General features: G+C 62.3%; 17 protein-coding genes, 1 tRNA gene and 4 other RNA genes. 13 read left to right on the forward strand and 9 right to left on the reverse strand.

Annotated elements, in window-relative coordinates; genetic code table 11:
- Positions 1-135 precede the first annotated feature (135 nt).
- Both ABB26_RS08165 and gloB read right to left on the reverse strand, forming a co-directional pair.
- Positions 136-1311 carry a lytic transglycosylase domain-containing protein gene (locus tag ABB26_RS08165; RefSeq protein WP_161809021.1) on the reverse strand — a complete coding sequence of 392 codons (1176 nt, stop codon included), beginning with the start codon at positions 1309-1311 and terminating at the stop codon, positions 136-138.
- 29 nt (positions 1312-1340) lie between these two features.
- The gene (gene gloB, locus ABB26_RS08170; protein ID WP_057633169.1) at positions 1341-2105 is read right to left on the reverse strand and encodes a hydroxyacylglutathione hydrolase; all 765 of its coding nucleotides are present in this window, start codon (positions 2103-2105) and stop codon (positions 1341-1343) included.
- Between the two features lie 62 nt (positions 2106-2167).
- Between gloB and ABB26_RS08175 the strand changes: the two genes are divergently transcribed.
- Genes ABB26_RS08175 through dnaQ form a run of 3 tightly spaced genes read left to right on the forward strand, consistent with a single transcriptional unit; the run spans position 2168 to position 3978 of the window.
- Positions 2168-2770: a class I SAM-dependent methyltransferase gene (locus tag ABB26_RS08175; protein ID WP_245626166.1), complete on the forward strand. Its 603-nt coding sequence runs from the start codon at positions 2168-2170 to the stop codon at positions 2768-2770.
- 17 nt (positions 2771-2787) lie between these two features.
- Positions 2788-3240 carry a ribonuclease HI gene (gene rnhA, locus ABB26_RS08180; RefSeq protein ID WP_057633171.1) on the forward strand — a complete coding sequence of 151 codons (453 nt, stop codon included), beginning with the start codon at positions 2788-2790 and terminating at the stop codon, positions 3238-3240.
- A gap of 9 nt (positions 3241-3249) precedes the next feature.
- Entirely contained in the window at positions 3250-3978 is a 729-nt protein-coding gene (gene dnaQ / locus ABB26_RS08185; protein WP_057633172.1) for a DNA polymerase III subunit epsilon, read from the forward strand.
- 170 nt (positions 3979-4148) lie between these two features.
- On the opposite strand, the gene ABB26_RS08190 is transcribed toward dnaQ, so the two are convergent.
- Entirely contained in the window at positions 4149-4853 is a 705-nt protein-coding gene (locus ABB26_RS08190) for a PP2C family protein-serine/threonine phosphatase (RefSeq protein ID WP_057633200.1), read from the reverse strand.
- Positions 4854-5055: 202 nt separating this feature from the next.
- Here ABB26_RS08190 and ABB26_RS08195 point away from each other — a divergent pair.
- From ABB26_RS08195 to ABB26_RS18600, 4 genes are all read left to right on the forward strand, one after another.
- Positions 5056-5146 (forward strand) — tRNA-Ser (locus ABB26_RS08195).
- 78 nt (positions 5147-5224) lie between these two features.
- A non-coding RNA gene (locus tag ABB26_RS18590) (RtT sRNA) lies at positions 5225-5350 on the forward strand.
- A 93-nt stretch (positions 5351-5443) separates the two neighbouring features.
- Positions 5444-5552: non-coding RNA, RtT sRNA (locus ABB26_RS18595), on the forward strand.
- 81 nt (positions 5553-5633) lie between these two features.
- Positions 5634-5758: non-coding RNA, RtT sRNA (locus ABB26_RS18600), on the forward strand.
- A gap of 70 nt (positions 5759-5828) precedes the next feature.
- Here the strand turns inward: ABB26_RS18600 and ABB26_RS08200 are convergent.
- Positions 5829-6206, reverse strand: coding sequence for a hypothetical protein (locus ABB26_RS08200; RefSeq protein WP_057633173.1), 378 nt, complete (start codon positions 6204-6206; stop codon positions 5829-5831).
- Positions 6207-6386: 180 nt separating this feature from the next.
- Here ABB26_RS08200 and ABB26_RS08205 point away from each other — a divergent pair, with 180 nt between their 5' ends.
- Entirely contained in the window at positions 6387-6785 is a 399-nt protein-coding gene (locus ABB26_RS08205; protein ID WP_057633174.1) for a DUF6165 family protein, read from the forward strand.
- 72 nt (positions 6786-6857) lie between these two features.
- Here the strand turns inward: ABB26_RS08205 and ABB26_RS08210 are convergent, their stop codons facing one another.
- Positions 6858-7904: a glycosyltransferase family 9 protein gene (locus tag ABB26_RS08210; protein ID WP_057633175.1), complete on the reverse strand. Its 1047-nt coding sequence runs from the start codon at positions 7902-7904 to the stop codon at positions 6858-6860.
- Positions 7905-7925: 21 nt separating this feature from the next.
- Between ABB26_RS08210 and ABB26_RS08215 the strand changes: the two genes are divergently transcribed.
- Genes ABB26_RS08215 through ABB26_RS08225 form a run of 3 tightly spaced genes read left to right on the forward strand, consistent with a single transcriptional unit; the run spans position 7926 to position 9825 of the window.
- Positions 7926-8675, forward strand: coding sequence for a 3-deoxy-D-manno-octulosonic acid kinase (locus tag ABB26_RS08215; RefSeq protein WP_057633176.1), 750 nt, complete (start codon positions 7926-7928; stop codon positions 8673-8675).
- Entirely contained in the window at positions 8675-9442 is a 768-nt protein-coding gene (locus tag ABB26_RS08220) for an MBL fold metallo-hydrolase (protein WP_057633177.1), read from the forward strand. Before ABB26_RS08215 ends, ABB26_RS08220 begins: the two co-directional genes overlap by 1 nt.
- Positions 9443-9477: 35 nt before the next feature.
- Entirely contained in the window at positions 9478-9825 is a 348-nt protein-coding gene (locus tag ABB26_RS08225; RefSeq protein WP_245626167.1) for a nuclear transport factor 2 family protein, read from the forward strand.
- 26 nt (positions 9826-9851) lie between these two features.
- On the opposite strand, the gene ffs is transcribed toward ABB26_RS08225, so the two are convergent.
- An RNA gene (gene ffs / locus ABB26_RS18605) (signal recognition particle sRNA small type) lies at positions 9852-9948 on the reverse strand.
- Positions 9949-10259: 311 nt separating this feature from the next.
- Between ffs and ABB26_RS08230 the strand changes: the two genes are divergently transcribed.
- Positions 10260-10577: a DMT family transporter gene (locus ABB26_RS08230; protein ID WP_057633178.1), complete on the forward strand. Its 318-nt coding sequence runs from the start codon at positions 10260-10262 to the stop codon at positions 10575-10577.
- On the opposite strand, the gene ABB26_RS18610 is transcribed toward ABB26_RS08230, so the two are convergent.
- The 3 genes from ABB26_RS18610 to ABB26_RS08245 all read right to left on the reverse strand — a co-directional run bounded on the left by ABB26_RS18610 (position 10540) and on the right by ABB26_RS08245 (position 14301).
- A complete protein-coding gene (locus tag ABB26_RS18610; RefSeq protein ID WP_083490730.1) occupies positions 10540-11037 on the reverse strand; it encodes a GNAT family N-acetyltransferase in 498 nt (165 codons plus the stop codon). The two genes, ABB26_RS08230 and ABB26_RS18610, sit on opposite strands and share 38 nt — an antisense overlap.
- A gap of 39 nt (positions 11038-11076) precedes the next feature.
- A complete protein-coding gene (locus tag ABB26_RS08240) occupies positions 11077-13428 on the reverse strand; it encodes a GH92 family glycosyl hydrolase (RefSeq protein WP_083490731.1) in 2352 nt (783 codons plus the stop codon).
- Positions 13429-13509: 81 nt separating this feature from the next.
- Positions 13510-14301, reverse strand: a complete 792-nt coding sequence (locus tag ABB26_RS08245) for an abortive infection family protein (RefSeq protein ID WP_057633180.1) — start codon at positions 14299-14301, stop codon at positions 13510-13512.
- 138 nt (positions 14302-14439) lie between these two features.
- Here ABB26_RS08245 and ABB26_RS08250 point away from each other — a divergent pair, with 138 nt between their 5' ends.
- Positions 14440-20019 (forward strand): DUF3320 domain-containing protein, encoded by a 5580-nt coding sequence (locus tag ABB26_RS08250; protein WP_057633181.1) that lies wholly within the window; start codon positions 14440-14442, stop codon positions 20017-20019.
- Positions 20020-20057: the final 38 nt, after the last annotated feature.

Raw genomic sequence — 20057 nt, forward strand, 5'->3', positions numbered from 1 at the left:
GGCAGGATATGGACGGCCGGCTGTGGGATTGTCGACTCTGACAGTTAGGCAGAGCGCGCTAGGGCCTTGCAAAGCAGAAAACGAAAAAGCCCGGCACATGGCCGGGCTTTCCAAGGTGCATGCTGACGGCTGAAATCAGCGCACGTCTTCAAACCTCAACACCATGCCCGGGCGAAGAATCGCGCTGGCTTCAAGGTCGTTGAACGACAGCAGCGTCTTGACCGAAATGCCGTAGCGACGGGCAATCGTCCAGGCCGATTCGCCGTTGCGGACGGTGTGGCGGCGTGCGCTGCTGCTGGTCGATGCAACCGTGCGTACCCGCGCTGGTGCTGCTGCGGCCGGGCTCGTCGCCGGAGCGACAGCGCTTTCAGTCACGCCGGCCACCATTTCGGTTGCTGGCGCGCTGCCGTCATCGATCAGGGTGGGTGCCAGCACGCGACTGCCGGCGCGTGCGCTGGTCAAAGCCGGGTTGAGGCGTGCGATGCGCGACGGATCCAGTGCGTTCTGTGCCGACCAGCTTGCCAGCGAGGTGTTGGCCGGCAGCGTGTGGCCCTTGAGGATCGGCACCGGTCGATTGAGCGAGGCCATCAGGTCCGGCTCTTTCTCCGCCTGCTCCAGTACGCAGGCCAGTGCATGCAGCTTTTCCACGTACGCATAGGTGATCGGAGACAGGCCGGGCAGCTCGGCTGCGCGCGCGTTCTGCGCGTTCATGCCGCCGCGGCGCAGGGCCTGCAGGATGCGGTATTCGCCCGCGTTGTAGGCCATCACCGCCAGTTGCCAGTCACCGGCGAACATGCCGTGCAGGGTCTTGAGGTAACGCACCGCAGCGCGGGTGGAATCCACCGCCGAGAGGCGGCCGTCGTAACCTTTTTCCATCGGCACGCGGTGGTTGCGCGCGGTGGTGGCGATGAACTGCCAGAGGCCTGCGGGTCCGCTGGCATTCCGTGCGCCCGGGCGATAGCCGCTTTCGACGAACGGGATCAGCGCGAACTCGGTGGGCAGGTTGGCGGCGCGAAGCTCGTCGACGACGTAGCCGAACAGCGGCAGGGCATCGTCTTCGACATTGCCCAGACGGGCGGGGGCATGCGCGAACTGCTTGCGCCAGCGTGGGCTGGTGGCATCGGCATCGCACTGCGGCGCGGCCAGGCCTTCACGGAAGTTGGCGAAGATCTCGCGGCCATTGCGGGTGGTGGCCGGGGGCAATGAGGCGGGGTCGATCGGCAGCGCGCCGAGTGCTGCGACGTTCTGGGTCAGCCCGGCGGTGGCAGGTAACGACTGGGCGCTGGAGGCGCTGCTGACGCCGAGCAGCATTCCCAGCGCCAGGCAGAGATTGGCCCGCCTCACGCGCGGAAACCGTCTTTCCACCGCCGCAATTCGGCGAAGACTTCCACCTCGTCGGCGGGCGCCTGCCCAAGCCGCGTGGTGACTGCGTCGCGGATGTGGGCATCGGCGGTACGCAGGAATGGATTGCATTGCAGTTCACTGGCCAATACGGCGGGAACAGTGGGACGAGAACGGCTGCGCATGTCCTGAACTTCCTTCTGGCGGCGTTGCAATGCCGCGTTGGTGGGATCGACATGCCGCGCGAACACGGCATTGGCCAGCGTGTATTCGTGCCCGCAGCAGACCAGTGTCTCCGGGGGCAGGGCGGCCATTCGCTTGAGCGAAGCCAGCATCTGGGCGGGCGTACCTTCGAACATGCGTCCACAGCCCAGGCTGAACAGCATGTCGCCACAGAACAAATGACCGTGGCCGAGGTAGGCAATGTGGCTCCGGGTGTGACCGGGAACCGCCATCACTGAAAAATCGAAGCCGGAGGATTGTACCCGGTCGCCCTCGGCGACCCGTTCACAATCCAAAGCGATGCGTTCATCCACGGGGGCGAACACCCGCAGCCGCGGCCAGCGCTGGCGCAGTTCGGCCACGCCGCCGATGTGGTCGTCGTGGTGGTGGGTGAGCAGCACGGCGGCGGGCTGCATGCCTTGGGCGGCCGCTTCGAATACCGGCCCGGCTTGGCCCGGATCGACGAATATCGTGCGCTCATCGGGCGTTTGCAGCGCCCAGATGTAATTGTCCTGGAATGCAGGCAGGGCGGTCAGTCGCATAGAATTGGAAAATGCCTGCCGCCCCGTCCCCCCGTCAAGCGTCAGTCTCGCCATGGTTTGAGATGCCTGCTGCGTGGGCGATACGGGATTGGGAGCATCAGTACCTGCTGGGCAGGTTGCGCAGCGTGCCGGCGCAACCCTGGTTGTGGTTGGCGCCCAGCGCGGGTTGGGTGCCCGATCAACCGCCTGCCGGACGCGGCATACGTCTGCACCGGAGGGGGCAGGGTAGTGGCTGGCAGGGCGAACTGCGCTGCGGGTTGCCGCTGCCGTTGCCGGGCGAGGCCGTCAATGCCATCGTCATCCAGCACGCAGCACCGGCCGACCTGGACGTTCTGCTGGCCGAATGCGCCCGGGTGTTGATGCCGGGGGGGCGCCTGTGGATGACCGTGCTCAACCGCTACAGCCCGTATCGGGCGCATTGGCAGTGGCAGGGCGCGCAGCCGGCTTCGGTGGCGCGTACCCGCGTACTGTTGAAGCGACAGGGGCTGCGTTGCCAGTCGATTGGCCACCACGGGCCGTTGTGGAGCCAGACGGGTGCGACGGCAGGGACGAGCTTGCCGGCATTGCGCGCGTTGTGCGTGCTGGAGGCAGAAAAGAGAACCGAGGCGCTCATCGGGCCGATGAAAGCCAGCCAAGTGGGCTGGCGCCGGCCGATGGCGACCTGAATCAGCAACGAGATCACATGAAGTCAATTGAAGTACATACCGACGGCGCCTGCCTCGGCAATCCGGGACCGGGCGGCTGGGCAGCGCTGCTGCGCTACAAAGGGCATGAGCGCGAGGTCACCGGTGGTGAAGAGCACACCACCAACAACCGCATGGAGTTGATGGCGGCGATCGCGGGCCTGGAAACACTCAGCGAGCCATGCGACATCGTGCTGTCCACCGATTCGCAGTATGTGCGTCAGGGCATCACCGAGTGGATGCCGGGCTGGGTGCGCCGCAACTGGAAGACGTCCGGCGGCGACCCGGTCAAGAATCGCGACCTGTGGGAGCGCCTGCATGCAGCGACCCTGCGCCACAAGATCGACTGGCGCTGGGTGAAGGGCCATGCCGGCAATCCGGACAACGAGCGGGTGGACCAATTGGCCCGTGATGCAGCAATCCGTGCGCGCGAAGGCGCCGCAAGCAACTGAAGGTAAGCCATGCGCCAGATCGTCCTTGATACCGAAACCACCGGCCTGGAGTGGAAGAAGGGCAACCGCGTGGTCGAAATCGGCTGCGTGGAGCTGCTGGAACGTCGTCCCAGCGGCAATAACTTCCACCGCTATCTCAAGCCGGATTGCGAGTTTGAACCCGGTGCGCAGGAAGTCACCGGGCTGACCCTGGATTTCCTCGCCGACAAGCCGCGCTTCGAGGAAGTGGTCGAAGAATTCCTGGCCTATGTGGACGGCGCCGAGCTGATCATCCACAACGCCTCGTTCGACATGGGCTTCCTCGAGAACGAGATGTCGTTGCTGGGCAGGGGGCGCCTGGCCGAGCGGGTGACGGTGACCGATACCCTGGCGATGGCGCGTGAGCGTTTCCCGGGCCAACGCAATTCACTGGACGCGCTGTGCCGACGCCTGGGCGTGGACAACTCGCACCGGCAGCTGCATGGCGGCCTGCTCGATGCGCAGATCCTGGCTGACGTCTATATCGCCTTGACCTCCGGGCAGGAGGAGATCGGTTTTGGTCAGCCGGAGTCGAACACGACGAATGCGGCCGGCAAGGTGCAGACGTTTGATGTGTCGGTGCTGCTGCCGCGACCGCGCGTGGTGGTGACCGCATCGGAGCAGGAAGCGCACGAGGCCCGGTTGGCGCGGCTGCGCAAGAAGAGCGGCCACGCCTGGTGGGATGGTGAGCGCGCACCGGAGCCGTCAGAGACGGCGTGAATGATGTCAGCCGCGGCTGGCGTAGGAGCGGCCACGGCCGCGAAGCTCATGGCGGTTGAGGCGTCAGCCAGACAACAAGTGCAACGAGCCGGCCGCGATGGCGGTTGCCACGTCGATCGTGAACATTGGTGGCTTCGCGCCCGAAGGCGCTCCTGCAACGCCGCTGTACCTCAGTGGCAGCGCACGAGGATGGCGGTGACGTTGTCGGAGCCACCGCCATCGAGTGCGGCGGCCACCAGTGCATCCACGCATTCCTGCGCGCTGCAGTCGGCATGTGCCAGCGCTTCGGAAAGGCTGTTGTCGTCCACTTCCTCGGTCAGGCCGTCGCTGCACAGCAGCAGTTGCATGCCAGGGCGTAGTTCGCCGGTCATCGTGGCCACGTTGAGGTGCGCCGGGTCGGTGACGCCCAATGCCTGGGTGACGACATTGCGGTGAGGATGCGCGCGGGCCTGCTCGGCGGTGAGGCTGCCCTGTGCAATCAGTTCCTGCACGTAGCTGTGGTCCTGGCTGAGCTGGGCCAGCTTGCCGTCGCGCCACAGGTAGGCGCGGCTGTCTCCTACCCAGGCCACTTCGAAGCGGTTGCCCTGGACCCGTGCGGCGACCACGGTGGTGCCCATCGGCAGGCTGTCGTTGCGCCGCCGCGAAGTGCGGATGATTTCTTCGTCGGCGATGCGGATGGCTTGCGTCAGCGCGGTGCCGTTGCGGATCTCGCGCACGATGGTTTCCCGCGCCAATGCGCTGGCAACTTCGCCGCAGGCATGGCCACCCATGCCGTCTGCAACCAGCCACAGGCTCAACTCACCGTCACCGTAGTAGGTGTCTTCATTGAGCTGGCGACGCAGGCCGACGTGGCTGAGGTGTCCGAATTCGATCATGGATGCCCAGGTGGGCCAGGGTTCGGCGGGATGGCAACGCATCATCGCGTTCATGGACGTGCACGGCAAGCGTCGCAGCGGGGCGGAGTCGGCGACTGGAAAGGTTGCGTGCAACGGCGGTTGGGAGCGTGGCTGTGAAAAAGCCCTTGTCGGCATTGCCAATGCCCCTTATCATTCGCACCCCGGTTCGCCGGGACCATCTGGAGAGGTGGCAGAGCGGTTGAATGTACCTGACTCGAAATCAGGCAGGCGTTTATAGCGCCTCGGGGGTTCGAATCCCCCCCTCTCCGCCAGATACATGAAAACAGCCGCCTCCGGGCGGCTTTTTTCATGGGCCAACGTTCGCAGCGCTTCCGTTCGCAAGATGGCCAGCGAAGCGAGGCGGCGGGGGGATGAGAAGCACCGGTGGGGTTCGACCGCCGGCGCAGCCGGTGGGACGGCGTAGCCGCCCGAAGGGTGAGGCGCGTAGCGCCGAATCAATCCCCCCCTCTCCGCCAGATACATGAAAACAGCCGCCTCCGGGCGGCTTTTTTCATGGGCCAACGTTCGCAGCGCTTCCGTTCGCAAGATGGCCAGCGAAGCGAGGCGGCGGGGGGATGAGAAGCACCGGTGGGGTTCGACCGCCGGCGCAGCCGGTGGGACGGCGTAGCCGCCCGAAGGGTGAGGCGCGTAGCGCCGAATCAATCCCCCCCCCTCTCCGCCAGATACATGAAAAAAGCCGCCTTCGGGCGGCTTTTTTCATGGGCCAACGTTCGCAGCGCTTCCGTTCGCAAAATGGCCAGCGAAGCGAGGCGGCGGGGGATGAGAAGCACCGGTGGGGTTCGACCGCCGGCGCAGCCGGTAGGACGGCGTAGCCGCCCGAAGGGTGAGGCGCGTAGCGCCGAATCAATCCCCCCTCTCCGCCAGGTACATGAAAAAAGCCGCCTTCGGGCGGCTTTTTTCATTTCAGTACGTCAGTGCGCTGGCACGCAGGGTTCAGCGCAGGAGCTCGCTGGCCTTGGCTTCGGCCTCGGCGGTATTGCTGACGATCAGCATCGGGTAGCCCCAGAAATTCTCGAAGAATCTGCTGAATGCTTCGGCGTTGCGCTGCTCTTCGTCGTTGGCGGTGATATGCAGGTGGGCCTTGATCAGTTTGACGATGGCCGGCTTGTTCGCCTTCATCCAACTGGCGACCAGGCGTCGCTCGTCGATGTCAGGTTCCCCCTGGTCGAATCCGCCGCTGGCGATATAGACGAAGGGTTGCTCGCGCGCCAGAAGCGCGGACATGTCGGCAAGCACGGTTTCAGTGTTGTCAGCATTCTCCGGGGCATGGTCCAGCCGGACCAGCGGGAAGTGGGTGGAGTCAACGCGCATTGTCGGGAGTCCTTTTTTTGGAAATGAGACTCATTATCGTTTAAAAGCGGGCTGATACAACATCGCAACGGACGAAGGTTGGCGCGCTATCGGCCGTGGCCATCGCTGACGCGATGCAGGTGCGGTGGGTTGGTTGCGGCGACGGGCTAAACTGTGCGGCACGTTCCCCAGGTTTCTCCCATGTCCGAAATCCTTGTCCCCGTTTCCTTTGGCGAGCTGCTCGACAAGATCTCGATCCTGCAGATCAAGTCCGAGCGCATGAGTGATGCCGCCAAGCTGACCAACGTACGCAACGAGCTGTCGGCGCTGGACCGTACCTGGGCCGCGCACCCGGCCGCAGCGCAGGACATCCGCGCGCTGCGCGATGACCTCAAGGCGGTCAACGAACGGCTGTGGGACATTGAGGACGACATCCGCCTGAAGGAGAAGGCGCAGGCTTTCGACGATGCCTTCGTGCAGTTGGCGCGCAGCGTCTACATCCAGAACGATGAGCGTGCGCGCATCAAGAAGGCCATCAATCTGGCGCTGGGTTCCAGCTACGTGGAAGAGAAGTCCTATCAGGACTACCGCGTCGGCTGAGCGGGGTGTGCAGGCTGTGATGCGCGAAGGCCGCCCGATGGGCGGCCTTTCACGTTGCGGTGCGAACGGGGCTCAGCGAGGGTGATCGGCGCGATAGCGCTCGAACGCGGCGATGCCGTCGTCCACGGTGATCAACGACATCACATCGTCGAATTCGATCTTGGTGCCCCATTTCAGCTGGCTGGCCGGCTTGTCTAGATAACGGCGTGCAGCGTCGTCGTAGCGGTCCACGCAGTAGCGGCGATCCGAATACGGCCCGCTGCGTTCGGGATTGCTGGCCGCATGCAGGCCCAGCACCTTGGTGCCCACCGCATTGGCGATGTGCATCGGCCCGGAGTCGGGGGTGACCAGCAGCGCGGCGCGGGCCAACAGCGCCGGTAACTGCTTGAGTGTGTCCTTGCCAACCAGGTCAAGCACCGGGTGCTGCATCGCCGCGATGATCGCGTCGCTGGTGTTGCGTTCCAACTCGCTGCGGCCGCCGCACAGCACCACCCGCCAGCCCTGCGCGGCAGCATGGTCGGCCAGCGCTGCGTAGCGGTCGGCATACCAGTTGCGGCGTTGGTGGCTGGAGCACGGCGAGATCATCAGCACCGGGCGGCTATCGTCCTGCCACTGGGCATTGGCCCATTCGTGGGCTTCCGGCGGCGTGGCCAGGTTCCAGCGGACCTCGGTCTGCTTCATGCCCAGCGGTTCGCAGAAGCTGCCGATGGCATCGAGCACATGGATGCCGGGACGGTCAGGGATGCGCTCATTGATGAAGAGGCCGTGCAGATCCTTCGAGCGTGCCTTGTCGTAGCCGATGCGGCGCCGGGCCGGGATGAAAGCCGAAAGCACATTGGCGCGGAACGCCACTTGCATCTGCAGCAGCGCCTCGAACGGTGCCGCGGGCAGTTCGCCGCGCAGCGCGCGCATGCCGGCCAGGCCGGTCTTCTTGTCGTAGACATGGAAGGTGACGCCGGGCAGGCCGTCGAGCAGTTTGTGGCCGGCCTTGTCGATCACCCAATGCAGCTCGAGCCCCGGCCGCGCGTGCTGCAGGGTGTGAACCAACGGTACGACGTGGGTCACATCGCCCAGCGCCGAGAGGCGCAAGAGGCACAGCGGGGAGGACGATGCAGGCATGTGTTGTTAGACTCGCTGAGAATGGTCGCATTCGACGCCAATGAAGCTCTGACGCCGTGCCGCGAAGGTCGTGGATACGGTGCCATTCTGTTCGACCGCCAGCGCTTGCGGCAAGCCGACCCCGGGTTGTTCTCGCCCGCGCAGTGGGACGGCAAGGCGCGCCCGGTGGGCGAGGGCGGCCGTGGTGGCGCCTGGTTCGTCGACGCGCCGTTTGGCCAATGTGTGCTGCGGCAGTACCTGCGCGGCGGCGTTGCCGCCAAGCTCAGCCGTGACCGCTACCTGTGGCGTGGCCCGGATCGGGCGCGCAGCTTTGCCGAGTTCCGCCTCATGCGCAAACTCATCGAGCACAAATTGCCGGTGCCGCGCCCATTGGCTGCGTTCTACATGCGCGACGGCATGACCTATCGTGCCGCGATCCTGATGGAGCGCCTGGAGAACGTACGCTCGTTGGCTGATCGCGCGCTGGTGACCGGCCGTGGCGCGCCGTGGGAGGAAACCGGCCGCTTGATCGCCCGCTTCCATCGCGCGGGGCTGGATCACGCCGACCTCAACGCACACAACATCCTGTTTGACGCAACGGGCCACGGCTGGCTGATCGACTTCGATCGCGGCGTGATGCGCATTCCCGCTACCCGCTGGCGCGAAAGCAACCTCAAGCGCCTGCTGCGCTCGCTGCTCAAGCTGCGCGGCGAACGCAGCCGCGAGGATGTGGAGAAGGATTTCGCACGGTTGCGCCGTGCCTACGATCTGGCCTGGAACCGGGGCACGTAATGAACTGGGCGTTGCGTTTTCTGGGCGTCGGCAATGCTTCGGCCGTCGAGTTGGGGTCGCCGATGTCGGTGATCGAGCGCGATGGTCGGCCGTGGCTGACCATCGATTGTGGCGGCGAAGGACTGACTGCCTACCGTGCCCAGTACGGCGCGATGCCCGATGCGCTGTTCGTCACCCATGTGCATCTGGACCATGTGGCTGGTTTCGAGCGGTTGTTCGTCGATGCGTTCTTCAACCGGCAGCGGCGCGGCAAGGTGCGGTTGTACGTGCCGGCCACGGTGGTGCCGCTGCTGCACAAGCGGGTTGGCGACTATCCGAACGTGCTGGCCGAAGGTGGCGCCAACTTCTGGGATGCGTTCCAGCTGATCGTCGTTGGCGATGCGTTCTGGCATGAAGGCGTGCGCCTGGAAGTGTTTCCGGTACGCCACCATTGGCCGGAGACCGCTTACGGCCTGCGTCTGCAAGGCTCGGTGATGTGGAGCGGCGATACCCGACCGATTCCGGAAATGCTCGCGCGATACGCCAGCGACAACGAGCTGATCGCGCACGACTGCGGCCTGCACGGCAATCCCTCGCACACCGGTGTGGACGACCTGGAGCGCGAGTACGACGCCGCCACGCAGGCGCGGATGATGCTCTATCACTACGCCAGCGCCGCCGATGGGCGGGCGCTGCGCGCGCGCGGCCATCGCGTGGCGATGCCTGGCGAGTGCGTCGTCCTGGCCGATCCGACGGCCCCGCAGGTCGCGCTGGAAGACTTGCCCTGAAGAGGGGCGGCCCGTCCGTCCCGGAGGCAGTGGCCGTGGAGCTGGTCGCATTGGAGCGCGCCTTGCACGACCCGGCGGTGCGCGCTGATCTGAAACGTCTGGATGCCCTGCTCGACGAAGCGTTCAGCGAGATCGGCCGTTCCGGGCGCTGTTACACGCGCGCGCAGATGCTGCAGCACCTGCCTGCCGAAGCGGCGGGAGTGCAGATCGAAGCAGAGAGATTTGCCGTGGCGCTGCTGGCGCCGGATATCGCACAGGTGCGCTATCGCAGCCGCTATCTCGATGCGGGACGGGCAGGGGAGTGGGCTGAACGCAGTTCGCTGTGGCGGCGGCAAGGCCCGACGTGGCGGCTGCTGTTCCATCAGGCAACGCCTGCACGGTAGCAAGGGGCATCGCCGAAAAGGCGGTGGCCCCGCCGGCTGACCTCGGCGCCCGCGTCGATCGATACCGTTGCTGCCTTCCGGCCCTGGCGGGATTTTCGACCTAGCGTCGCGAGGGGCCGACGGGGCCACCATAGAGACGGTTTGGCCGCGCAGTGCGCGGCCATTCTCGATCTGGGGAAGCAGGGGCGATGGGTTCATCAGCCGCCGTGGATCACAGACCGGACACAAACCGGAGCAGATCCTGTCGTGTGCGGCGATTGTAGCGTATGCGTGCGGCATACGGCCAGATCCGCGGTTTGAACCTCATGTAACCCGGCAGCGGCTGCGATAGGCCATTGCCGGCCCCGTTGGCTAGAATGCCGGCCCATCGGAGGACGACCTCCCCCAGCACGGGAACGTATCCAGGACGGCCTGGCCCCCTCAAGGAGGCTTTCATGGCTTGGATCTATCTGTTGATTGCGGGTTTGCTGGAAATCGTCTGGGCATTGGCGATGAAACAGTCCCATGGTTTCACCAAGCTGGTCCCCAGCATCGTCACCATCGTTGGCATGATCGCCAGCTTCTGGCTGCTGGCTGTGGCCATGCGCACCCTGCCGCTGGGCACCGCGTACACCATCTGGACCGGCATCGGCGCGGTGGGTGCGTTCCTGATCGGCATCTTCTTCCTCGGTGAGCACGTCAGCGCGATGCGTATCGGCGCCGCCGTGCTGATCGTCAGCGGGTTGGTGTTGATGAAGTTGTCGAGCAGCTGAGAGCGGCGCGGTTGTCGTCCACCGACAACCGCATTTCCACCGCATCCAGGCCCGGACCGTGTCCATCGGGCACGATCCGGGTCACCGCAAAACCCAGGCGTTCGTAAAAGGCCTGGGTGTGCTGGCTGGTGCTCAGTGCGATGTGTTTGATGTCCGGGTGCTGCAAGGCCTGTTGCAGGCGGGCGTTGGCCAGTTGCCGGCCCAGTCCCTGGCGATGGTGGCTGCGCAGCACCATTCCCCAACAGAAGCCGGCGATGCCCGTGGCATTGACGGAAAGGCCGCCGCAGGCAAGGATGCGCCCGTGTTCTTCGATGACCTGGTAAGCGCACTGCATGGCCTGGTCATCGAGAAACCGCTGGAAATCAATGCGCTCGCCGCTCGCAAAATACCCCGGCACATTGCTGTCGAATACCGACAGGCAGCCAGCGGCATCAGCAGGTTGATAAGCGCGTAGCGTCATGCGCGTGAATGTAGCGCATGACGCTGGGCCCGCTGCGGATCATCGCGACATGGAATACGGCAGCTTCGTCGCATCCGTCGCCCACTCCCGGTTGGGCTCGGCCTGCATGCTGAAGTGCAGTTCGCCGCCGGCAAGAATTTCTTCGTGTGTCAGATAGGCGCGATCCAATGGCCTGCCGTTGAGGGTGACGCTGCCCACATAGGCGTGCGCGTCATCCAGCCCGTTTGCGACGATGCTGAAGTGCTTGCCGTTGGGCAGGTTCAGCGTCGCGCGCGGCAGGAACGGGCGGCCGATGATGTATTGGTTGCTGCCCGGCGTGACCGGGTAGAAGCCCAGTGCAGTGAACACGTACCAGGCCGACATCTGCCCGAGGTCATCATTGCCGGCGAGGCCGTCGGGGCGCGCGGCGTACTGCGTGTCCATGATCTGCTTCAGCCGCGCCTGGGTGCGCCACGGCTGCCCGGCATGCGCATACAGATAGGCGACGTGATGGCTGGGCTCGTTGCCATGCGCGTACCAGCCGATCAGGCCGGTGATGTCTTCCATGTGCGCGAAGATCGATGGATCCACTTTGGCCTCGAACACCGCGTCCAACCGTGCCATCAGTTTCTCGTTGCCACCATGTGCTGCGGCGAGGCCGGCAACATCCTGCGGCACGTACCAGGAGTACTGCCACGCATTGCCTTCGGTGTAGTCACTGCCGTAGCCGCTGGCGCTGGGATCGAACGGCTCGCGGAAACTGCCATCGCGCTTGCGTGCGCGCATGAAGCCGGTGGCCGGGTCGAATGCATGCTTCCAGTTGCCGGCACGCTTGTTGAACTCTGCAGCGACGTCGCTCTTGCCCATCGACCGCGCCATCTGCGCGATGGTCCAGTCGTCGTAGGCATATTCGAGCGTCTTGCTGGCTGCTTCGCCTTCCTCGTCGATGGGCACGTAGCCCAACTCGCGGTACTGGGCGATGCCGTCGTAAGGGCCGTAGTTGGCGCTGGCCACCATCGCCTGCAGGGCTTCGTCAGCGTCATAGCCGCGAATGCCCTTCATGTAGGCGTCGGCGATGACCGGTACCGCGTGGTAGCCGATCATGCACCACGTTTCCAGGCCGTGGAATGACCACACAGGCAGCACGCCGTGCGCGCTTTCGCGGCGTGAGGCGAGCAGTGAATTGACGAAATCGTTGGTGCGTTGCGGTGGCTGCACCAGCGTCGCCAAGGGATGCAAGGCGCGGTAGGTGTCCCACAGTGAGAAGGTGGAATAGTTGGTCCAGCCCTTGGCCTGATGCACGGCGTTGTCCGGGCCGCGATAGCGCCCGTCGCTGTCCATGAACAAGGTCGGCCCCAGCAGCGTGTGATAAAGCGCGGTGTAGAAACGCGTGCGTTGCGCCTCACTACCCTGTGCATCCACCGCGCTCAGCGCCTCGCTCCATTGCTGCTTGGCGGCGGCGCGCATGCCATCAAAATCCCAGCCCGGTGCTTCCGCATCCAGATTGGCGATCGCGCCTTCTTCGCTCACCGGCGAAATGGCGACCTTCACCAGCAGCGGCGTGCCTGCGGCCGGTGCCACATCGAATGCGGCAACGAGCTGGCGGCCTTCGATCTGCGCGCGTTGCTCCGGGTTCTTCTCGCCCGGCGGCGGGAAGCCCTTGTAGGGGACGTCCTGCTCGGTGTCGTGCAACTGATGGCCGCTGAGCGGCTGCGAAAAACGCAGGGCGAAATACAGCTGGCGCCCCGGCGCCCAGCCGCGCGTCTCGCGGAAGCCGGTGATCGTGCCGTCCGGGCGCACGCGGATGCGCGACCAGAGGATCTTGCCCGGGTAGTCGTACATGCTGGTACGCAGGTCCAGCACGACATGCGCCGGCTTGCCGGCAGGGAAGGTATAGCGGTGCATGCCGACCCGTGCACTCGCGGTGAGTTCGGCGCGGACGTTGGAGTCATCCAGCGTCACCGCGTAGTAGCCGGGCTGCGCGCTTTCGGTGGCATGACGGAAGCGCGAGGTGTAACCGCTCAAGGGCTGATCCGGATTGCCGCGCTCCAGTTTCAGTTCGCCGGTGGTGGGCATCAGCAGCAGGTCGCCAAGGTCCGAATGACCGGTGCCGGAAAAGTGCGTGTGCGAGAAACCAACGATGGTGCTGTCGTCATGGCGGTAACCCGCCGCCCAGCCATAGCCATCCTTGCGTGACTGGATGCGCGTATCGGGCGACAGCTGGACCATGCCGTACGGCACGGTGGCGCCGGGATAGGTGTGGCCTTCGCCACCGGTGCCGATGAACGGGTCGACGGCGGAGTAGGCCGCCTCATTGGCCGCGGCTGATGCGGCCAATGCCGAAGAAGGTGCTGCGGTGGAAGTTCCTACAGCTGCTGCGAGTACCAGCAGGGTCGCGCCAAGCTTCTTCATCCCGCACCTTTTGGATCGGTCTAATACGGGGAAATTAGCATGTACCTTCGCGCTCAGGCAGTGTCCTGCCTCGCTATGCTGTTACTGGCTTATGTCAGCAGGCCTTGTTTCGTTGGATCCCGTGCCAGCCGGGATGAGCTTGGCATCAAGGTATTGGAATATCGTTCTTGCTGAGTTGATTACCAGGACGGCCTCCTCGCGCCCTAGCAATTCCTCGTTGGCGTGAGCCAAGCTCCCGCGGTTGCGGGCCGGATTGAGCGAATCAATGACTGTGCTCAATGCTTGCAGTATTCGGGTCATCGTGGCCTCGTGTGGTCCTTTGGAAAGATTGGGGTGGTTCTGGCGGAGCAGTTTGAAGAGTTGGGTGACGCCACAATCATCAGGAAGGGGTAGCCCCCGCTCATCGCAGGCTGCTTTCAGATAGGCATGAAGGGCTGTATGGATGCGGTCAACAGCACTGGTTGGTCCTTGGGTACCCAATAGAGTCGAAGCATCCTTTAGGAGTTGCTGTAGCAGCTCACTGGTAATTCGGGTGCTGGGATGGGCAACCAAGGTGCCACTGACGCATCGGTCTGCGAGTCCCATCAGCTCTTGAAAGATTCTGGGGGTGCGTTGAACAGCTGACCCTACTGGGTATTTTTTACTCACACCCCGAAGGACGGCTGCTTGGCCCATGGGCGGTAAAGACGCCAATACCTTGATGAAGCGCTCTCGAGTTGTCCCCGGAAACGCCTCTGGATCGATTTCCAGGTCGCAGAAGGCCGGGTAGAACTCTTTATGACTTCTATAAGTAAAGTCGCCTAAAAATCCCTCTGAGACACCGATGTATGCGTTGACCACCCAGTGGATGTCGCTGCTCTTGAGACCGCTCATGTGCTTCTCCCCTATAGCTCAATCTGTGGAAGGCCTATCCGGATGCGTGCAATATAGACGGGTGCCAAGGGGGCGACATCCTAGGAAGGACTGGCAGCACGCCAAGAACTGTCCCCATTTAGCCAAGGGAAGTGGACGATGGATCAGGCTGATTGCGGATCGACGGCGGTGGCTTTGGAGGCTGCGGCGCTGCATGGTGCGGGGAGTTTGGCAGACCGGATCAATCGGGCTCGGCTCGAATTGCTCGATCTTTCGACTCGCAATCGGCTGCTGAACACTCCACGCAGCGGACGTGCTCGCACTGTGGAAGTGGTCCACGAATTGACAACGGCGATTTACCAGACCTTGGTCTTAGAAGGTAGGCGCTTCACTTTCGAGCCGGGTCGAGTTGATCCTTCTGAAGCAGGAGGAATACCGCACGTCGATGACGAGGCACTCCTTTCTGGGCCGGTGGAAGATCAGGCGCTTATTGAACAGCCCGACTTCGAGCTGGATGAGCAAGGCAGGGTGGCAAAGCACTGGGATCAGCATCTCTCGACTCGGATGACGTCGGCGGGGCTGCAGAAGCGGCTCGTTGACCTTCACATCGATGCCCGGACACTGCAAGAGGATCAGGGCGTCAACGTCCTCTACTTGGCTGTTGGTTATTTGAAGTGGCGTGCAACCTCGACTCCGCAGGTCGATCGCTATGCTCCCTTGATCCTCATCCCTGTGTTGCTTGAGCGAAGCAACGCGGGGGACAAGTTCCACCTCAAATGGACCGGTGAGGACATTGAAGCCAACCTATCCCTTCAGCTTTTCTTGCGCCGCGAACACGAGCTCAAACTACCTGACATAGTTGAATTCGAAGCGTTGGATGTAGATGGCTACTTGGGTTCCGTTGCCGAAATGGTGGAGGGCAAGGATGGGTGGGGGGTGTTGCCCAACGATGCCGTCCTTGGGCTCTTCTCTTTCGCGAAATTCATGATGTATCGCGACCTGGACCCGAACCTCTGGAAGGGCCTTGGCGGAATGGAGAACATTCCCACCTTGCGGGGTGTGGTATCGGATGGTTTTCCGGGAGCATCGCTATCCGACGAGGATGCGAACATCGATGAGATCATTTCACCGAGGGAAATGATCCACGTTGTCGACTGTGACAGCTCGCAGTCACTAGTTGTCCACGACGTGCGTCAAGGCAATAGCATTGTTGTCCAGGGGCCGCCCGGGACTGGTAAGTCACAGACCATCGCCAACATCATCTCCGCAGCAGTGGCTGACGGGAAAAAGGTGCTCTTTGTCGCAGAGAAAATGGCGGCGCTAGAGGTGGTCAAGCGTCGATTGGACTTTGTGGGTGTTGGCGTTGCTTGCTTGGAACTACATAGCAACAAAGCGAACAAACGTGCTGTTCTTGAAGAGCTTAAATCGACATGGCAGCTGGGTAACCCAAGCGATGGCGAAATCGGCCCTTTGATTGACCAGCTCCGGGATCGACGGGATGCGTTGAACGGGCATGCCGCTCGCCTTCACGAGCCGCTAAGTCCAGCTGGCTTGACGCCCTATCAAGTCTTAGGCCAGTTGGTTCGTCTGCGCAGACAGGGCTTCAGCACTCAGCGGGTGGCCCTTGAGGGGGCGAAGGTCTGGACGCACCATGACAAGGGGATCCGGGATGCTCTTGTCCACGATCTGGTTGCACGTGTTGAGGTGATGGGAATCCCAGATCAACACGCTTGGAGCGGCGTTGGTATCGACGGGCTCCTACCCAACGATCGTGACCGTCTGGTAGGTGAGGTTGAGAGTATTAGAACCGTGCTGGTCGCGTGGATCAGCGCGGCCGGAGAACACCACCGAGCGTTGGATCTACAAGGCCCTCAAAAATTCGCTGATCTTGCCTTCACTGAACAAAGGTCACGAGCGCTTGTGGATGCACCTGAAATCGGCCGCGAAGGTCTCTTGGCCCAAGAGTGGAAGCGACCGTCCGATTTGCAAGGCTTAGTGTCGGCTCTTGAAGCTGCTCAGGAGGCGGTCGCGCAAGCGGCGGAGGTTGCTGACTCGGAGGCCTTGGGACTTGATTGGTCTACCACGGTCGAAGCGTTTCGAACGCTGCTGTCGAGCTTCACAGTGGGAGGGGAGGTTTACACGCTTGCCCAAGCATTCGAGGCACTGAAGCGTTCAAAGCAGGACCTTCATAGATTGGCTCATGCTCTATCCGAGACGGCGCCGCTGACGTTGGATTTGGCGTTTAAGCTGATCGCCATCGCAGAGCGGGCTACTTCAATTCCCGAGATGGAGCGGGATGCTTTGGTTGCCCATGTATGGGATAGGGGCGTAGACGCCATCCAAGAGATAGTGGACGCGGTAGATAAGTATCAAGGCGCGCGGACCCATCTCGCCCAAACATTCCGTGAAGCGGTTTGGGATAAAAACCTAGAGGATGCCCGTCTGCATATCGCCACGCGCGGAGGAAGCTGGCTCCGTGTGCTAAGCGGTGATTGGCGGCGTTCAAATCGCGAAGTCAGAGCCCAATTGGTGACGCCGAAACTTCCCGCGGAAGAGATGTTGGATGCACTCGATACATTGCTGGATGCTCAGCTAGCAAAGAAGAAGATTGCTGAGTGGGATTCTCAGGCACTGGAAGCTTTTGGGACGAATTGGCAGGGCGAGCGCTCGAACGTTCCCTTTCTCAGAGGGGTAGTCGCTTGGATGCGCAATCTGCGGCCTCTGGGGGCCGGAGTGCGTGAGCGCTTGGCCGACATTGGCGATCGTCCGATGGTTGCTGAACTTGCAAAGCGACTGAAACCGATTTTGACCAGCTTGCAGCAGGATTTGATACCTGTTCACGGTGCCATGTCTTCCCAAGGGCTCCAGCCTTGGGGAGAGGAGATGATCCTAGGAAGGGTGCAGCTTCAGGTGCTGGAAGAGAAACTTGCGCCATGGAAAGCTGCGTTTGACCGCAGCCACCCGCTGAAGAATGCCGCGCAGCTGACGGTGAAAGCGGCATTAGAGGCAATACAACATGTAGAAGTGGCTCAACGTTTGTTGGCCACTCTCGAACAGACTCCTGGGGCGCATGCGTTCGGGCTTTGCTGGAAGGGCGCGGTCACGGAGATTGGATCGCTCCGTGCCGTGCTTACATGGATGGAGAGCCACGGGGATCTGCGGGAGCTGGCAGCGCGGATTGATGATCCGGAGGTTTTGCTGATCCGCAGCCAGAAACTTATTGCTGAAGCGGTTGAGGTTTCCAAACGAATCCAGTCGTTGTTTGACTTCCTCCAGTTCCGTGGGACCGAGGCGATCGCAGATCAGGCAGGGGAAGTCCAGGTTGGGGCGCTGGCTGACCATCTCACAAACTGGAGGGAAAATTCGGAAGGCCTGCCGCAATGGGTAGCTTATGTGGCAGTTGCCAAGGAAGCTCGTAGGAGAGGGCTGGCAGCCTTCGTCGATTTGATCGCTATCGGGGAGCTAAAGCCAGCCTCAGCCAAGAATACGTTTGAGCTCGCCTATCACGAGACCATTCTGGAAGAGATGGTCAAGCGGCAACCGGCACTTGCTGCTTTTGACGGTCAACAGCAATCCCAGCTGGTAGAGAACTTCGTTCAGCTGGATAGAGATCGTTTGAAGCTGGCTCGATTGGAGGCGATCAAGTTCCATCATGGGCAAATCCCGCGGCGCGGAGGAGCGACCGGTCCTACAGCGGTTTTGATGGGCGAGATGGAGAAAAAACGAGCTCACTTGCCCATTAGGCAGCTCATGCAGCGGTGTGGGCCTGCTATTCAGGCGCTCAAGCCAGTATTCATGATGAGCCCACTGTCCGTGGCTCAGTTCCTGCCTCCAGATGCCCTGAGCTTTGATATGTTGGTGGTGGACGAAGCCAGTCAGGTACAGCCGGTAGATGCGCTCGGTGCGATAGCACGTGCCAAGCAACTCGTAGTAGTTGGTGATGAGCGGCAGCTTCCACCCACTCGTTTCTTCGCAAAGATGCTCGGTGATGCGGGCGATAACGAGGAGGACGGCGCACAGGCAGCGGATGTGGAGAGCATCCTTGGGCTTTGTCGCGCTAGAGGCTTGCCTGAGCGGATGCTACGGTGGCATTACCGCAGCAGGCATCAGTCACTGATCGCTGTTTCCAACAGTCAGTTCTATGAGAATAAACTGTTCATCGTTCCCAGCCCATATACCAGTGATGCTGGGGTGGGGTTGCGCTTCAAGCACTTGCCAAGTGCGATTTACGACAGGGGTAATACGCGAACCAACCCGTTGGAAGCGAAGGCAGTGGCCCAAGCTGTGATTGATCATGCGCGCGCTACTCCTAACCTCTCGTTGGGTATCGCCACGTTTTCGACCCAGCAACGGCGCGCCATCTGGGATGAGGTCGAGCTACTTCGTCGGCAGCACCCCGAGACCGAAGGGTTCTTCGGAGCGCATCCTTCCGAGCCGTTCTTTGTCAAAAGCTTGGAGAACATCCAAGGTGATGAGCGAGACGTCATTTACATCTCCATTGGCTATGGTCGGGATGCGCAGAACAACGTGACCATGAACTTTGGCCCGGTTGGTAGGGACGGAGGTGAGCGTCGGCTTAACGTGCTCATCAGTAGGGCAAAGTCTCGCTGCGAGGTGTTCTCTTCCATCACCGATGAGGATATCGACTTGGAGCGTGCGAGGGGAAAGGGCACAGCGGCACTCAAGCTCTTCATGCGTTATGCGCGCACGGGGCAACTCAATGCGATAGCTGGTCAAGAATCCAGCCGCCAAAGTGTTTTTGAGGAAGAGGTCGCCGCAGCGCTGCGCGAACACGGCTATGACCTGCATACCCACGTTGGTATCGCCGGTTTCTTCGTCGATATCGCTGTGGCGGATCCGGAACACCCTGGGCGTTACGTTCTCGGCATTGAGTGCGACGGAGAAAGTTACCGAGCTGCTAAGAGTGCGCGAGACCGCGACCGGTTGCGTGAAAGCGCACTTCGGGACAAGGGCTGGAACGTCTATCGGCTTTGGAGTGCGGATTGGTTCCAACGTCCCGAGGCAGAGCTTGCAAAACTCGTGGCAGCCATTGAAGCTGCCAAAGCCGAGCCGGATCCGTTCGCTGGCACAGAGACCATCAAAGGGAGAGCTGTACCGGTCGAGTTTACCGCGGTGGAGCGTGGTGACTTCGTGGAAGTGGGGCTGGTTCGTTCCGAGCCGCTCGGGAGTGCTATCGCTTATACGGAAGCGAACTTCCCTGTTCCCTCCCAGCAGTTCGAATTGCATGCATTGCCAACGGACAAGCTGGCCGCCATCGTCCAGCAAGTAGTTGAGGCGGAGGGGCCGATTCATCGCGGGGAAGTTGTTACGCGTGTCAGGACGCTTTGGGGCCTCCAGCGATCCGGCGGGCGCATCCAAGCCGCCGTCGAGGCAGCCATTGCTCGTGCTGTGGCAGTGGGTGGAATTGAAGCTGGTGGGGGCGAATTCGTATCGATCCCGGGCCAAGTTCCGGTTATCAGAGATAGGAGTGAAGTCCTATCCGCCACGCTTCGGCGGCCGGATTACTTGCCTCCTAGTGAGCTTGATGCAGGCCTCATGGCCATCGTCGAAGAGAATCTCGGAGCTTCTGTCGACGAGTTGGTCGGATATTTGGCTCGTCAGTTGGGTTATCGGAGTACCAGTGCGCAGCTTCGTGGTGCAATCGTGGATCGGTGTGACGCATTGGTGCTGCAGGGGCGGCTATTGGTCAAAGAAGGGGTTTTGATGGGGGGGGGCTGACGGCGGTCTCTTATACACATCGCACGTGGCGGTGGATA

This window comes from Stenotrophomonas humi (genome assembly GCF_001431415.1).
GTDB classification, from domain to species: Bacteria; Pseudomonadota; Gammaproteobacteria; order Xanthomonadales; family Xanthomonadaceae; genus Stenotrophomonas; species Stenotrophomonas humi.